13 protein-coding genes are annotated in these 12455 nt (G+C 58.1%); 3 read left to right on the top strand and 10 right to left on the bottom strand.

The window, feature by feature from the left end; genetic code table 11:
- Window positions 1–118: 118 nt before the first annotated feature.
- Window positions 119–1075: a hypothetical protein gene (locus ACQRAQ_RS00100; protein ID WP_427793314.1), complete on the top strand. Its 957-nt coding sequence runs from the start codon at window positions 119–121 to the stop codon at window positions 1073–1075.
- 18 nt (window positions 1076–1093) lie between these two features.
- Here the strand turns inward: ACQRAQ_RS00100 and ACQRAQ_RS00095 are convergent, their stop codons facing one another.
- Window positions 1094–2275: a cation diffusion facilitator family transporter gene (locus ACQRAQ_RS00095; protein WP_427793312.1), complete on the bottom strand. Its 1182-nt coding sequence runs from the start codon at window positions 2273–2275 to the stop codon at window positions 1094–1096.
- Window positions 2276–2493: 218 nt separating this feature from the next.
- Here ACQRAQ_RS00095 and ACQRAQ_RS00090 point away from each other — a divergent pair, with 218 nt between their 5' ends.
- Window positions 2494–3831, top strand: a complete 1338-nt coding sequence (locus ACQRAQ_RS00090; protein WP_427793311.1) for a hypothetical protein — start codon at window positions 2494–2496, stop codon at window positions 3829–3831.
- 222 nt (window positions 3832–4053) lie between these two features.
- Here ACQRAQ_RS00090 and ACQRAQ_RS00085 read toward each other — a convergent pair whose 3' ends face one another.
- The 6 genes from ACQRAQ_RS00085 to ACQRAQ_RS00060 form a co-directional block, all read right to left on the bottom strand.
- Window positions 4054–4236, bottom strand: coding sequence for a hypothetical protein (locus tag ACQRAQ_RS00085; protein ID WP_427793310.1), 183 nt, complete (start codon window positions 4234–4236; stop codon window positions 4054–4056).
- 157 nt (window positions 4237–4393) lie between these two features.
- Window positions 4394–4573 (bottom strand): hypothetical protein, encoded by a 180-nt coding sequence (locus ACQRAQ_RS00080; protein ID WP_427793308.1) that lies wholly within the window; start codon window positions 4571–4573, stop codon window positions 4394–4396.
- 48 nt (window positions 4574–4621) lie between these two features.
- On the bottom strand, window positions 4622–4813 hold the full coding sequence (locus tag ACQRAQ_RS00075) for a hypothetical protein (protein ID WP_427793306.1): 192 nt from the start codon (window positions 4811–4813) through the stop codon (window positions 4622–4624).
- Between the two features lie 207 nt (window positions 4814–5020).
- Window positions 5021–5239 carry a hypothetical protein gene (locus ACQRAQ_RS00070; RefSeq protein ID WP_427793305.1) on the bottom strand — a complete coding sequence of 73 codons (219 nt, stop codon included), beginning with the start codon at window positions 5237–5239 and terminating at the stop codon, window positions 5021–5023.
- A 29-nt stretch (window positions 5240–5268) separates the two neighbouring features.
- Window positions 5269–6057 (bottom strand): ADP-ribosylglycohydrolase family protein, encoded by a 789-nt coding sequence (locus ACQRAQ_RS00065; protein WP_427793303.1) that lies wholly within the window; start codon window positions 6055–6057, stop codon window positions 5269–5271.
- A gap of 142 nt (window positions 6058–6199) precedes the next feature.
- Window positions 6200–6652 carry a helix-turn-helix domain-containing protein gene (locus ACQRAQ_RS00060; protein WP_427793302.1) on the bottom strand — a complete coding sequence of 151 codons (453 nt, stop codon included), beginning with the start codon at window positions 6650–6652 and terminating at the stop codon, window positions 6200–6202.
- A 197-nt stretch (window positions 6653–6849) separates the two neighbouring features.
- Here ACQRAQ_RS00060 and ACQRAQ_RS00055 point away from each other — a divergent pair, with 197 nt between their 5' ends.
- Complete coding sequence (locus ACQRAQ_RS00055; protein WP_427793300.1) at window positions 6850–7086, top strand: hypothetical protein; 237 nt, start codon at window positions 6850–6852, stop codon at window positions 7084–7086.
- A gap of 127 nt (window positions 7087–7213) precedes the next feature.
- Here ACQRAQ_RS00055 and ACQRAQ_RS00050 read toward each other — a convergent pair whose 3' ends face one another.
- The 3 genes from ACQRAQ_RS00050 to ACQRAQ_RS00040 form a co-directional block, all read right to left on the bottom strand.
- A complete protein-coding gene (locus ACQRAQ_RS00050) occupies window positions 7214–9667 on the bottom strand; it encodes a phosphatidylinositol-specific phospholipase C (RefSeq protein WP_427793298.1) in 2454 nt (817 codons plus the stop codon).
- A gap of 298 nt (window positions 9668–9965) precedes the next feature.
- A complete protein-coding gene (locus tag ACQRAQ_RS00045; protein WP_427793297.1) occupies window positions 9966–10559 on the bottom strand; it encodes a hypothetical protein in 594 nt (197 codons plus the stop codon).
- A gap of 356 nt (window positions 10560–10915) precedes the next feature.
- Window positions 10916–12406: an InlB B-repeat-containing protein gene (locus ACQRAQ_RS00040; RefSeq protein WP_427793296.1), complete on the bottom strand. Its 1491-nt coding sequence runs from the start codon at window positions 12404–12406 to the stop codon at window positions 10916–10918.
- Window positions 12407–12455: the final 49 nt, after the last annotated feature.

Raw genomic sequence — 12455 nt, 5'->3', positions numbered from 1 at the left:
GATCCTTAGGCCCGCACATGTCTTGTAGATACCGGCGGGCTTTGCCCATCATAGGCTTTTGCGCGGGTAGAATGCATGGATAACTTGATGCTTACGGGCGACGGAAAGGAAACGTTGCATGGACCAGGACAAGACGACTGTGATGGGCGGATATGGCTCCGCACAGGCCGGTGGTAGCGCCGACACGACCCGTATCGTGCCGAATCCCGGCTACGCTGCCCCCGACACGACGCAGGTGTCGGCCGATCCCACGCGCGTTGTGAATTACGGAAACGCGGCGCAGGACCCGCATGGTGTCTCATCGCAGAACCCCTACGGCAACGCGGCGGTAGACCCTTATGATGACCTGCTGCAAAATCCCATTCCACAACCTCAGCAGACGACATATATGCCGCGCACGGCACAGCCGCGCTACGAGTCGCACGACCGATACGCGCGCGAGCCGTATCGTGAGTATCCCAAGTCCATCCCCCAGTATGGCGAGGACGAGGAGAAGAAGCCTTCGCGTTCGTCGAGCGTGATTAAGAAGATCCTCATCGTGCTGGCGATCTTCTTTGCCTTGTCGGTTGTGTTTGCCATCGTGTCGGGCATGCTCAACAAGCGGGGCGCCACGACTGATACCACGGCCGAGCAGACCGAGACTGCCCAGTCCGGCACCGTCGACCTGAGCGATATCCCGGGTCAGTACTGGTCAAACGCCAAGAAGCTCCTCAAGTCGCGCGGGGCCGATCTTTCGAATGCCGTGATTCTGACCGACGACGGCTCGACGCCCGTCGTCGATGCCAACTGGGTCGTCACATCTGCCTACTATAACAACAACGGTAACCTCGAGATTCAGCTCACGCGCAAGGATGGCTCGTCGAGCAACGCGTCCGGCGACCAAGGCGCCACGGACAGCTCGAGCTCCAACACGCTGGAGGACCTGAGCAACAAGGCGCAGGAGCTTGGGGATAAGGCCCAAGAGCTGGGTGACACGGCTCAGAATCTCGGCGATACTGCGCAGAACCTGGGCGATATGGCAACGAACGCCTGGGATGCCCTGCAAAATGGCATTTCGGGCGCGCAGGGGAACTAGCGGCCGAGCGGAGCGGGGCTACAGCTGTTCGGCCGGACGGTCGGGCGAGCTAAAGCCCGAGTCAAACGTGACAACGCATGATGCATCGGGCCTGCGCTCGTGCACGATATGCGTTACGCGCTCCAACAGCTCGTCGTCGGAGATGCGAAAACCGTCGGGACGCACCAGGTCAAATGACACAAAGCCATCGTGTTCGTGCAGGTCGTGGATGGAGAGCGCGGGATCGATCTGCATGACGCCACGCTTGACCCAGCCGCGTAGGTCGTCACCGGTGGTGGCGATGGGGTCGCAGTGCAGCGTGATGTCGATGCCCATCTGGCGTTTAATATCGTGTTCGATGGTGTCCAGGATCTCGTGGTGCTCAAAGGCATCGCCCTCGCCGGGCATTTCCACGTGTGCGCTGGCAAACTGACGGCCGGGGCCGTAGTCGTGCACCATGAGGTCGTGTGTGCCCAAGACCTGGGGGTACGACATGATCCTGTCGCGGATTTCCTGGACGAGCTTGGGGTCGGGCGCTTGTCCCAACAGCGGGCTGATGGCGTCGCGCACCAGGCCCATGCCGCTGATGCAGATGAAGATACCCACACCCAGGCCTGCCCAGCCATCGAGGTCAAAGCCGGTCGTCTGCGAAATAAGCGCCGCCGCCAAGACCGAGCCCGAGGTGATGACGTCGTTTTTGGAGTCCTGCGCCGTGGCGATGAGCGTCTCCGAGTCGATGCGGTCGCCCAGCGCGCGGTTGAATGCGGCCATCCATAATTTGACGAGCATGGACAAGACGAGGGCGGCTAGGGAGACCAGCGTGTAGGCGGTGGGGGAGGGCTTGATAATCTTGGAGATCGATTCGAGCACCAGGTTGATGCCGACGGCACAAACGAGGACGGCGACAAACAAGCCGGCGAGGTATTCGTAACGGCCGTGGCCATAGGGGTGGCCTTCGTCTGCCGGGCGGCTGGCAAGGCGGAACCCGAGCAAGCTCACAATGTTGCTCGAGGCGTCGGAGAGGTTGTTAAAGGCATCGGCGATGAGCGAGACAGAGCCGGCGAGCAGACCCGCGATGCCCTTGGCCAGGCACAGGGTAATGTTGAGGCCAATGCAGATGAGGCTTGCGGCAAAGCCCGCGTTGGTGCGACAAGATGCATCGACCGGCTCGCCCTCGCTGCCAGGAACAAGTGTATGTACCAGCCGATTTACAAATAGCATGGCGTACCTCCTCGCATCCTCGTTTAAGGGGATAGTGTAGCTCGCATGGGCGCGCCGTGCGCCGATGCTCAGAAAATGCAGTAATGGTCTGCTGGAGCTAACGAGCGGGGCTTTTTGTCCGACCGGGTGCTTCATTTTGGGCCACATGGGTATGGGCTTGTGCCTGCCTGCTCGACATACTTAATGTCGACAGCCCCTGCGTAAAGGAGGACGTATCCATGGACGAGATGTTTGCCATTAAATGCCAAAACTGCGGCGGCCCCATGTACTCACACCAGGCTCAACGCAGCTTTGAGTGCGCCTATTGCGGCACGGTCGTTCCGTGGCAGGCCGATGCGGGGGAGCCCAGGAGCGCCCTGGGCATTCGCCATGCGCCGCTGACGGTTGTCGATGGGCTGCTTAAGCTCACCCATGTGTCGCAGCTCGAGCGCCCGGTGGACCCCGACTGGTATTTCTTTCATGCGCACTGGCGCAACCAGTCGGTTCTGGAGCATCTACTGTGGGAGGACCGCGGCACGGCGCAGGAGTTCCAGGAGGCCACGCACGTGAGTATCCCGTGCCCCTTCTGCGGCGCATCCTTCGAAGGCGAGTCGACCCAGCGCGTGTTTGAGTGCCCGTCCTGCGGCAATAAGATCGGCGTTGCAGACCTACTCAAGCCCGGTACCTTTAGCAAGCGCCTGACCATGGGCGTTGGTGCGGAGTATGTACCCGAGCAGGGTATTCCCTGCGAAATCTCGCCGCAGCAGGCACGTGCTAACGCACTTCAGCTGGTGCACCAGTATGCGGAAGCCTTTGCCGGGCACGACGTGGAAGATGCGATTCAAAATGACATGATGCTCTTCTACTTTCCCATGGCGCTCGCGGATTTGCGCATGATGGCGTCCTTCCCGGGCAAGGGGCTGAGCAAGGAGACCTTGGTGTACTACGAGGTGCTCGACTGGGCATATCCGCGGGCAAACTACCTGGACGTTCGTCTTATGGGCATTTTGGAGCCGTGGGACTTTGGCAAGGTGGGGCCGTTCGATCCTGCCATGCAGGAAGGCGACTTCCGCGTTGTCTCCGTCGATGCGTCTACCAAGGACCAGGTGGTCATTGATAAGCTGGCGCTCGATGTTGCCGGCAACGATGCCGAGGCGGTGCTGGGGCTCAATAAAAAGAGCATCCGCGCCTGGGCGCGCAAGGCCCGCAAGCATAAGGACGGCCTGGTGATGGTGCCGGTCTACTTTGTCGACCGTCCCGCGTCGGACAGCCGCGATGGCGAGCAGGTGCGCATTGCCGTAAACGGCCAGACGGGCCGCGCGGCCGCGGTGGTGTTTAGCGACAAGCGCGAGACGCATGTGGTGGCACCGCTCAATCCCAACGTGATGCTGTCGAGCGAAAGCACCGTGCACGCCACGCCCATCGAGGTCAAATACGTTAAATCGCCGTTTCTGTACCAGATCGTGCGCCATGGAGGCGGCGGGCAATCGCGTCAGGTGGCAGCGGTGGCTGAGGGCTCCTACCGAGAGGAAAAGCCCAAACGCCGCGGCCTGCTGGGTGCGCTATTTGGGAAGTAGGGGAGTAGTACCGGTTGTTGCTGTAACTTGAAGATTAGGGCTACGGGGCGGCTCGCAGGGGTGCGGGCCGCCCCGTTTTTGTGCGGCGGCAGGACCCGCAGGCACTCCATTAAACGCTCACGCTCATAGCACGAACGTTGAGCAATATCATGCTTGCCGATGTCTCCTAAAAGTGCCTGTCCGTTGTGGCGGCATCAAAAATAGAGGGGCTCTGAAACTGCTCTAGTAGACCGCTCCGGGTTCAGGCTTGATCTTGGACGGCTTGCCGGTTTTCAGACACTTCTCTATCTCGGCGATAGGGTCGCGCATGCAGTAAGCGTGGCACCTCTCATGGAAGGTCCGCTCGTACTCACGCATGAGACGGTCCAGTTTCGCGCTGTCCTCCTTGCTGAGGTAGATATACATATCAGCTCCTTCTCAACTGGTTCGGCATATCATTGTTATGGAGTGGTATCAACCAAGCTCGTTCGGGTTGATTCTTCGTTTCCACCCGTTTTGGAGCAGCGTTGATTTGGTTGGTAATCAACCGGCGATATGTGGCGGGTGCGGTTGGAACTATGGACTAAAGCCAGACTTCAGGGTCCTGTTTCATGAGTGTCGGGGTCCCCGTTTTAAGAGACTCCTCGAGTTTCGCGTAGACTTCGTCGACACTGCCGAACCATGTCGGTTTATAGCCGAAGCGTTCCTCGAACTGGCTCGCGAGCTCGTCGACCTGTTCCCATTTGTGCGTTTCGATAGCCATCGCAGCCCCCTTCAATCATCTCATCGTTTTGGAGTGGTGCCAATATTCTTAGCCATTGACGGTCCTGACGCCGTGCTCGAGTTCCCAGTCGATACTGCGCTTCCATGCCTCCTTCCACGTTTTCGGCGGGTTTTCTCGCTCTTCCTCGAGCAGGGCCTCGAGAGCCTCATCCGGAACGTTAGAGAGTCTATCCGGTCGGTCATCGACTCCAAAGGAGTCATAATCTATAGCTTTTCCCATATGATGCCATGGCTCCTTTTGTGTTCGTGCGCGGCAGCGATAACGGCGACGCATCATCCTGTTTCCTTTTTATCGAGGCCTTTTTTAGGATGATGACCGTTCGGTAATCAAGCTTCGCTGTTGAGAAATGACCGTATTGCGGCAATGTAGTGCGGAAGAGCTTCGTCGAAGCGGCGTCCTCTAGTCAGAGGATTTTGTTGCCGCGACTCATGGCTGATTTGCGTCCTCGATTATCTCGCGCAGCCTCGGCATGTACTCGTCCGTGATGCTCTTGAAATCGAGGCTCAATTTGAAGTTGAGCGTTCCCGGTTTCGGAGTCGGAAGGGCGTCGAGCCTTTCGCACATCTCGTCGAACAGCGCGTTGTATTCATCGGCTTGCTCCTGGGTGACGTCATATTCTCTTCCTTGAATAATTAGCGTAGCCATTTATCACTACCCATTCTGTGATGCGCGATCTAAAACAGGCAGTTCTCAATCAGCTCCTTGCCGCGTAGGGTGTCTATCCACTCCTGTGGAATTGCGTCCATGCCGTAGGCCGTGCCGGCGAGGGCGCCTGCGACGGCTGCGGTGGTGTCGGTGTCGTCGCCTAGGTTGACGGCGGCAAGCACGCAGTCTTCGTAGCTGCTGGTGTTGACGAAGCACCAGGTGGCTGCCTTAAGCGTGTCGCGCACGAAGCCGCCGGATCTGATTTCGTGCTCGGGCGCGCTTTTCAGCTGCAGCGCCCACGAGGGGAGTGCGCCGCTCAGCACGTCTCTCATCAGCTCGATAAATATGACGCATGTGTCGGTCGATGTTCTATGAGCGTGGGTGATTGCAGAGACCTCACGGATCTCTTCGTCCGTCGCATCGGTGAACGCCAGGGGCGCGATGCGCATGAGCGAACCGTTGCCGTTGTCGCGCTCGCCGGAGCCTCCTTTGCCGGTACGCAAGGCGCGGGCGGTCGTGCCGCCGTAATCGAAAACGCCGTCGATCGTATATTCGCCACGGGCAATCCAGCTTACGAACTTGTCGCGCATGTCTGCGGTGTCGATATGCCCGAGCTCCCTAATCGAGTCACAGGTAGCAAGCGTCATAGATGTGTCGTCGCTCCAGGTGCCGGCGGGTTGCCCATGCGTGCCATAGCCAATCATGTCGGTGCATTCGAACGTGCCGCGAGGCATAAACTCGTATGGAACGCCCAGCGCGTCGCCGACGGCAAGTCCGTAGATGCAGTCGCGCAGTGTTGTTTTCGGTCTGTCTGTCATGGAGTACTCCTCTTATACTTTGGATTGAGAATGCGCGGCAATCAGCGGCAATGTGTCCAATTCAATTCGGGACGCAGCGAGTCCCGGATTGGGAGAGCTTGTTAACAAATCTGGCAAATGAAAAACCTGCAACGCTATTGCTTTAGACAGCAATAGGGGCCTCTTTTGGGCGTCCTGCCTTTGGTGCATCGGCGAGTCGTGCCTCGATGGAAGCTTTGGACACCATGCGCTTGGTGCCGTCCTTCCATGAATCCAACAGTCCTGCATTTATCAGTTGCGATACCCGTGCTGAGCTAACGCCGAGCATACGAGCGGCATCCGCTGCGGTGACGGCGGGGATGTCGCCGAGTTCGCGGCTGACGGCCACGGCGATAATCTTGCCACCGTGCTGCGGCTCGTGGCCAAAGTCCGGCGCGGGAAGATCGACGCCGCCCATTAGGTGGTCATCGACCATGCATGCGAGAAAATCAGCGGCGCTTTCGACAGCGTCGTTTAGGTCGGAGCCAAACGTCCCTCCTCCGCCCAGCGAGCCACATGGCACAGCGTCGACAACGCCGTCCGAATCAAAGAACTCGAATTCCCATACGTAAACCATGTAAGACCTCCTCCGATGCCGGCGATTTGAGGAACATCCTAAGAGCTCACCAAGCGCATCAAACACCTTTATTGATTCTAGTTTGAAGCCTCGTGCGGACACGATTTGGTGCTCTGCGCAAGACCGCGAAAAGGGTTTGCGGTGACTAAAATGTGGCCATAGAGGCAGTTTTAGCGAACCCCGCGGGAGTGACGCGCATGGACAACAACACTTTGCTGTTCCAGGACAAAGGTTCGGGTAGGTTTAAAGACGTTAAGATCTACCCCAACCGTATTGAGGTGCTCAAGAAGGGCGCTTTCGGCGGCAAGCACACCGAGATTGTCTATCTTAAGGACATTACGGGCGTCAATAGAATCAAAGGCCGCGATGTTTTCCTACGTAACAGGCTGTTGACTGCTTGTGTCTTTAGCCTGAGCAGCCGCTCCCAGGCCTAGGAATTTGTCAACGCGCTGAACATGTTGATGTAGCATATGGCGGCGTTCGGGCCACGGTAAAAATCGGGGGCGCAGAACGGTATCCTGCGCCCCCGATTGAGTCGATGTGTCCAAACGGTCGGCTTGCCTATTCGCTAGCGCCTTCGCTGTCTTCGCGGTCGTTGACAAGCATTGCTGCGCCGGCGACCGTTGTAGCTACGGCGGCGGCAGCGAGCCCGGCGGCAATGCCAGAGCCGTCGCCCGTGTCGGCGAGCTTTCCGCCCGAGCCCTTGCCCTTGTTGCCCTTACCGTTCTTGTTCGCGCTGCCCGCGTTGGCGCCGGCGCCGCCTGCACTGTCCGAGGCCGCTACGGTAAAGCTTGCGGCTCCGTCGCTGGCGAGCGTGTAGTTCTGCGCCGCGTCGCCCAACAGGTCTTTTTTCGCACGCACCCAGTACGTTCCCGCGGCAAATGCCTCGCCCTCGGCCATCGCCGTTCCCGGAGCGCCGTTTGCATCGTGCATAAACTCGAGTTGGGCGGTGCAGGCATCGTTTTCGAGCTTGCCCTCGAGTGACGCCGTAATCTTGGCGCGCACGTCCTCGCCGGCCTTAAGGCCCTCGAGCCCCTTAAAATGGGGTGTCAACGCGCGCGGATCGATATCGATGGGCACGGAGCCCCGCAGCGCCGTAACGGTCTTGTTGCCCAAGGCGTCGACATCCACATATACGATTTCAAACACATGGCCCGAAGCCGCCACGTTGAGTACGTTGCTGCTGTCGACGAGGCGGAAATAGCCCTCGCCAGCGGTCTTGCCATCCTGGAGCGAGGCATCGCTCAGCGAGTCGCCGTACGTCATGCGCATGCGGGTCGGGAGGTGGTACGAAGCCGTCTGCTTGTGCTCCGTATCGTAATTGCGCTGATAGATGCTCCGGGCCAGCGCTGCATCAACAAAGTCGGATGCGATGATGCCAATGTGCTTGAGGTAATCTGGCTCTGTTTCCTCGGTGCCGTCGGGATTGATGTACGGGCTCTTGTACAGATGCTCGTTGACCACTCGCGCTGCGGTAAAAGGGTTGTTTTGCGTGCAGCTGGTGTAGTTGATAGACCAGCAGCGCTCCGTTGCCTTCTTCGTTGTTCCATCCGCGGCAGTGATATCTACGGTGTTGCGCTCGAGTTCGGACGCTGCCTTCAGGGCGCTATCGACCCATGCTATCTTACTGGATCCCGTGCAGCTGTAATGGTCTTGGGCATATACCTTTGTGCAATAGGGCTCTATGTCGCCCGCATTGCCCGTAGTCTCAAAGCCTCGCGCGTCTTGGACGAGACACATAGAGGAGCTGTCGGAGTGTGCTGCGATTTTGTCGTCCCATTCGGTGAGGTCGAGGCCCCATGTGTGGCCGCTTACGCTGCTGCCGGCGAGTCCAAATCGACGCAGCAGGACGATCTTTCCGCGCGCCTCGCGCAGTGTGGGAACGCGGCTCGACGTGTAGAACAGATCGGGATTCTTGTCCATAACCTTGGCGAAAGCCGTCGTAGCACTTTCGTCGGTGGCTTCGTTGTTGCCTCGTGACACAAGCATGATGAGCGCTTCTGACGGGTGTTCGTTCAAAAATGTTTTGAAGTAACCGATGACATCGGAGAGCTGCATATAGTGCCCGTCTTTTTTGAACAGGTAGCATCTTCCATGGACGATACCGGGGTCGTCGTCCTCGTTGTTCCCTCCAAGTCGGATATCAAAATAGCGAATGCCTTCGAGCAACTGCGTGGGTATGTAATCCTGCTGGCACTTTACAAGCGAGGTTTGGGGCTCGGTGTCGTTGTCGACGCTGCAGGTGCTCGAATCATGCGTGCCCGGGATGCTCAGCTCGTCGAGGTATTTGTTGTTGTCGACGTATTTCATCCAACATGGTCCGTCGACGTAGCTGCTATACGTGGTCCAGTCGATACTGCTAACTGTGGTATTGGTCTTGCCCATGCTGTAACCGACAAGTTCGAGTTCCCACGGAATGCTCTTCCTCTTGTGGCAGATCTTGTTGTCGTCTTGGTCTTTGCCGTCCTTTTCTATGGCCAGGTAATTAATGTCTTTGTCCTCGTTTGTGCGGTCTCGGATGATGTAGGTTCCGTCTTGCTGGCGGTCGAACGCAAAAGAGCGGCTGGGCTTGTCGTCATGCTCGCCACTCCATACGTGGATGACCTTTCCATCTTCGTCCGAGTCGCCATCGACCGACCAAATGCTGTAGCCCGTCTTCTTGTGCTCTTCGAAATTGAGCAGGGTGCGGATGGCATACCATTTTGTATTATCTGTATCGGTCGCTACGTGCTCAAGGATGAGCTTGCTGGACGTGCCGTCATTAAATAGGTGGCAGACGTTGCCGATGACGTTGCCGTCTTCGTTGACGCTCGCGGTGCGAAAATAGCCCGCGGGGCGAAGGCGAATGACGAACTTGTCGAGGCTGGCCGCTGGATCGGCCGTGCCGTCCGCAAAGGCTGTCCGCGGACTAATGCCCAGCATGGCGGTTTCGGGCAGGCTTGCCAGAGGCGACAACGCTGCAAGTCCAAGGCCCAGCGTAAACGCTCGGCGACTGATGGCGTGATGTTCGGTCATAACTCCTCCATTCGCAGGGTGCGGCTGCGCGCTCGTTGTGGTCACTATACTGCCCAGACGTTTAAAGAAGCCGGTTTAATTGTCTGCGCGGCGCAATAAATCGGCGGGCGGACGTGTTGGGGTACCTGCCGTTTTCGTACTGTTGCCACATTTGGGGTGGTTCCGGCATCCTCGCGTTCGTCGGCTACCGGCATAAGAAAGGGAGGGTCGGTTTACCGGCCCTCCCTGGGTACGAAGCGCTGGGGCACCGCCGCTTGTTAGCACTGCACTCGTGTTTCCCGTTGCGCTCGCCAGTCGCTTAGCGCTTGATCTCGATATCGTCGAGCTTGACGTCCATGGCCTCGGTCTTGGCCTTGGCGATGTCATCGGCAAACTCCAGGGACTTCATCATGGTCTCGACGGCGTCCTTGTGCTCTTCGGCGTTGTCGATGCGCACATACACGCTACCACCGTCAACGTCGGTGAAGTACTCGGTCGTCACACCGCCGGAGTGCGTGAAGTAGGCGCTGCGCCAGGTCTTGCCGTTGTACTTAACGGGGTCGCTCTCGGTCCATCCGGAGTTGGCCTTCCACTTTGCCTCGTAGTCGAACAGCTCGTCGGCGTTCTTGTCAGAGTCGAAGACAGGGATGAAGCGATCGCTGGCGTGCTCGCTCTCGGTGAACTTAAACTGGGCCTTATCGGCGGTGTCGCCAGCGACGTCGGTGATCTCGACGCCCTCGGGGACCTCGACCTTAAACCAGATGAAGTCGGTCCTCATATCCACGGCTGGTTTTTCTGCTCCACCGCCACCGCCACTGCCGGTAGCGCCACCGCTTCCGCCGCAACCCACCAGGGCAACTGCAGCAAAGAGACTGATGCAGAGGGTGAGAATCGCAAAGGCCTTCTTTTTCATGGTCGTGTCTCCTCATCTGTAACCGCCCATGGATTACCTGCCTTTACTGTACGCGTGGACGGCTCGCTAGGGTGGGCCATGTGTCCCATTCTGATGGCTGGATTTGCGCCGTTAAGTGGCAATATGCCCGGGCGCAAAAGAGGGGAGAGCCGGCCTTTCTGTCCTTCCACTGGTTCCATGTTTGGTGCGGTGGGGCAGAGCGTAGCCGGGGGCTGCGAATCTTGACGACGGACGCATCCGGTTGGTCATCGTGGGTGCTTCGCCACAGCTTTTTGTGCAAAAAGGGGGCCGCACCTTTTGCGGTGCGGACCCCTTTGCGTTGCAACAAGTTGCTGCGGCGTGTTTCGAAGTTGAAATTACTTGCGAACCTTAGACACGACAGCGCTGGTGACAAAGCAGGCGATTGCCATGATGCCCATAGCAGCGACGATGTTGGCGGAGGCGTCACCCGTGTTGGGCAGATCCTGCTTGTTTGCCTTGGTCTTATTTGCAGGCTTGCCGGCAGGCTTGTTGTCGGAAGGCTTGTTGTCGGAAGGCTTGGGCGCGGGCTCGTCCTTCTTCCACTGGGCGAACAGCGTCACGGGAGCGGAAAGCTCAACCTTATCGCCCGCGGCATAGCTTGTGCCGGAGCCGTCCTTTGCGGTGTTCCAGCCCACGAAGGAGTAGCCCTTGCGTACCGGCTGCTCGGCCGTAACCTCGGCTTCGGTGACGCACGTAACGGCTGCGAATTCGGCAGTCTGCTCATCCTCGGAACCGTTCAGGTCGTAGGAGAGATCGTAGGCCTTCTCCTCGAACTCAGGCTTGGTGAAGCCGCAGTACTTGCACTTAGGGGTTCCCGTGCGAGTCCAAGTACCGGCATTGTCAGAGGCCCACTCGGTGTAGGTGACATTGAATTTGTTGTCGTGCTCGCCGTCGGTGTAACTGTGGGTGAGCATCGTCTTGTTGGACCACACCTTCGTGCCGTCGATGGTGACATCGGTACGGCCGGTGTTGTTGCCCGGCTTGCCACCAAAGCCAAAGAGCTGAGAGCAGGTAGTGTTGTCGCGCGCAGCCGTGACGGTATTATTGCCAGTAATGTTGAGAATGTACTTATACTCACCCATATTCGAGTCGTTGATATTCAACGCCTGCTTGCCATAACTCATTGAGTTAAATTTGCAATTATTCACGTTAACGGTAATGTCATGGCTGCCGGCACCGGCATCGGTGTAGACATTAATAACCTTGCCACTGGCATTAAAGGTGCAGCTGTCAAACGTCATGGTCGGCGAGCTGTACGTCCAGATGGCGTAATCGCCATTCGGGGCGTTGAACGTCGTGTTCCTGAACTCGGCGGAAGAATAACCCCAGTAGAACGTCTTGCCATTAACAATGCAGCTGTCGACCACGGTTTTGTCGGCACGAATGAAGCCAAGATAGTTCGCGGAGCCGGAGCGCATCGTCATGTTCTTGAACGTAACGGTACCGGCACCGTCAAAGGAATAGTCACCGTTGTACTCGGTGCCAAAATTATCGGGGTTGGGAACCTCCGCACCGATGTTCCATGCGGTCTTGTCCGCGCCCAAGCCCTCGAACGTAAGATTCTTGCCCTTGGTGTGACCCACGGAGCTCACGCCGTAGAGGGTATAGTTGCCCTTGCCGAGCTTGATGGTGTCGCCGCTCTGCGCAACGGCGGTAGCGTCGGCAAGTTTAGTGTAGGTTTTACCGGTGGGTATACCGCCGCGTTCAATGGTGATCGATCCGGGGGCACCGTCTGCGAAAGCAGGCGATGCTACGCCCATCGTGACGAGCGCAACGGCAAACAGCGCTGCGACCGCACGAGAGGCCGTTTTCAAAAACGACTTCATGCTGAGACTCCTTCGACTCTAAAAGTATTAAATCAGCATTAATATTATA

The sequence above is a fragment of the Collinsella sp. SGI.178 genome, from assembly GCF_050313495.1.
Taxonomy (GTDB): domain Bacteria; phylum Actinomycetota; class Coriobacteriia; order Coriobacteriales; family Coriobacteriaceae; genus Collinsella.
This window is presented reverse-complemented; position numbering and strand designations above follow the sequence as displayed.

Coding starts and splice junctions, on each gene's coding strand:
- ACQRAQ_RS00100 (WP_427793314.1), top strand. CDS start 119: ATGGACCAGGACAAGACGACTGTGATGGGCGGATATGGCTCCGCACAG.
- ACQRAQ_RS00095 (WP_427793312.1), bottom strand. CDS start 2,275: ATGCTATTTGTAAATCGGCTGGTACATACACTTGTTCCTGGCAGCGAG.
- ACQRAQ_RS00090 (WP_427793311.1), top strand. CDS start 2,494: ATGGACGAGATGTTTGCCATTAAATGCCAAAACTGCGGCGGCCCCATG.
- ACQRAQ_RS00085 (WP_427793310.1), bottom strand. CDS start 4,236: ATGTATATCTACCTCAGCAAGGAGGACAGCGCGAAACTGGACCGTCTC.
- ACQRAQ_RS00080 (WP_427793308.1), bottom strand. CDS start 4,573: ATGGCTATCGAAACGCACAAATGGGAACAGGTCGACGAGCTCGCGAGC.
- ACQRAQ_RS00075 (WP_427793306.1), bottom strand. CDS start 4,813: ATGGGAAAAGCTATAGATTATGACTCCTTTGGAGTCGATGACCGACCG.
- ACQRAQ_RS00070 (WP_427793305.1), bottom strand. CDS start 5,239: ATGGCTACGCTAATTATTCAAGGAAGAGAATATGACGTCACCCAGGAG.
- ACQRAQ_RS00065 (WP_427793303.1), bottom strand. CDS start 6,057: ATGACAGACAGACCGAAAACAACACTGCGCGACTGCATCTACGGACTT.
- ACQRAQ_RS00060 (WP_427793302.1), bottom strand. CDS start 6,652: ATGGTTTACGTATGGGAATTCGAGTTCTTTGATTCGGACGGCGTTGTC.
- ACQRAQ_RS00055 (WP_427793300.1), top strand. CDS start 6,850: ATGGACAACAACACTTTGCTGTTCCAGGACAAAGGTTCGGGTAGGTTT.
- ACQRAQ_RS00050 (WP_427793298.1), bottom strand. CDS start 9,667: ATGACCGAACATCACGCCATCAGTCGCCGAGCGTTTACGCTGGGCCTT.
- ACQRAQ_RS00045 (WP_427793297.1), bottom strand. CDS start 10,559: ATGAAAAAGAAGGCCTTTGCGATTCTCACCCTCTGCATCAGTCTCTTT.
- ACQRAQ_RS00040 (WP_427793296.1), bottom strand. CDS start 12,406: ATGAAGTCGTTTTTGAAAACGGCCTCTCGTGCGGTCGCAGCGCTGTTT.